Annotated in this window: 1 protein-coding gene; it reads right to left on the bottom strand. The window is 47.0% G+C overall.

All coding sequences use genetic code 11. From position 1 onward, the window contains the following. A partial coding sequence (locus tag ACTHUE_RS17385) for a site-specific recombinase (protein WP_440424061.1) occupies window positions 1-1,852 on the bottom strand: 1,852 nt, incomplete at its 3' end. Window positions 1,853-1,874: the final 22 nt, after the last annotated feature.

The raw sequence follows: 1,874 nt of genomic DNA, 5'->3' as shown, positions 1-1,874 counted from the left end.
CCAAAGCTAAAGAAAAGCTGACCACCAGATTCACCATGCCGATTGCCAATACACTTGCCAAGCCAAGCATAAAAGTGAATATATCTGCATGACCGCTAATCGCGGCATAACCCAAATTTGCCGAAGAGAACGCCACATGGCGAATATCCAGCGGCAAGCCGAAAAGATGGCCGAAATAGCCGGTCATCCCCAAAAGCATACCAAAAATAAAATTGCCCATAAGCGAGCCGTAATGCTTATGAATATAAGCGGCCAGACGGCGGCGTGGCTGCGGACGCATGATTTTTCGTAAAAACGGATTAAACGGCAGGCGCTGACGCAGGTTCAGATAATCGGAACGGTTGTCAAAGAAGCCGGCAATAATCCCCGAGCAAAACAGCCATACACCGGCAATAGCGGCATACCATAAAGTCGGCTGAGTAAAAATCTCAATAGATTTAAACTGGTAGGCTGTAACTGCCTCATTCAATAAAGGCTGGCCATGCGTGTAGGCATAACCCCAAGCGATCCCCGCCGCCAACAATACGGCAATCGATACATTACCAAATACGGCAACACTTTGCGAACGACACACGTCAATCAGCAGTTTTGCCAATTTGTTGTCCACCGCCTTGCTGCCTTCATTTGAGTCCACCTGCTCGGCAAAGCTCGCCGCCGTCATGGCAGGCTGCTTGGTCGCAACGGTGCAGTGCAGCATATGAGTCAACATAAAGCCTAAGCCGTAGTTAAGTCCGGCAAGGAATGACGTCGTAAACTCGCCGAATCCCAAAGACGCAATATGGATTTTATTCAATGCCATCAGAGCAATAATTACGCCGCCGCCTGCTGCGGAATAAAACATTTTGAAATATTCGCTACGGTTGCGCGTAATGTAATGCTCACCATGATGGCTTTTGTTTTCCGTAATACTGCGTGCCAGCATTCGGATACTGCTTTTACGCAAGTGGCTGGTGCTGTATTGCTCTACCGCCGCGTAAATCATCGCATTCATCAGATTGATGGTTAAGCGGGTACGGCTGCCGGTTTCGATTTGAATATTGGTCAACAGTTTCAGACGGCCTATGGTTTGTTGCAGGCGCTCCAGCAAGTGTGCCACTTTCACTGACGAACCAGACCCTGCTCCTGTACCACGACGACGCAGATACTCAATTTGCTTGTCGCACTGGTCAAACATGACCTCCAAGTGCGCCGTATCATAAGTTTCTTCGCTGTGGCGATAGTGTTCTACCAATTTTGCAATTTCACGTTGTAAGGCGACAAATGCCGAATCCGCCTCCAACAAACGGGGGGCAATCCGTATTAAATCCGGCTCAATCGCTTCGGAAGCAATCCAAATCGACAGCATTTCCACCGCTCGCAAACGGGCATCTGCCAACTGTCGGCTGGCCGTCTGAAGCAAAGCAGGATCCGCTTTGCCCTGCAACAATTCATACATGCTCAACCATTGGCGCAAACTCAGGGTTTGCAACCATTTATCATCGTTTTTCGAATGGAAAAGATACAAAAACACTTCGCGCAGATTGGAAAAATCTTTATAAGACGGGCTGAAACGTTCGTAAATCCGTATGCCCATCTCCCGAGTAAAACTATGGCGCGAGAAAATACCCAGCTTAATCAGCGCAGGATAGATGTGAACTTTGGACAGCCAGGCATAGAAGCGCAGGCTGAATTGACGGCATAAAGCATCGTCTTGTTTTAAAGTAGATAAAATCAAATCGAAACGTTCGGAAGCCTGTTTTTTGCCTCCTCGGCGCAAAAATTTGATTAATGCATTGAGAATAAGAACAAAGTCGGTATCATTTAAGCGTTCCGACAAAATAATGTGAAGATTTTGATTAGTCAGTTTTTGCATTGTAGTATTATTACATAAAATG

It is taken from the genome of Neisseria sp. P0021.S005 (assembly GCF_051956955.1).
The sequence above is the reverse complement of the archived record's forward strand: the minus strand, read 5'-3'. Positions and strand labels throughout refer to the sequence as shown.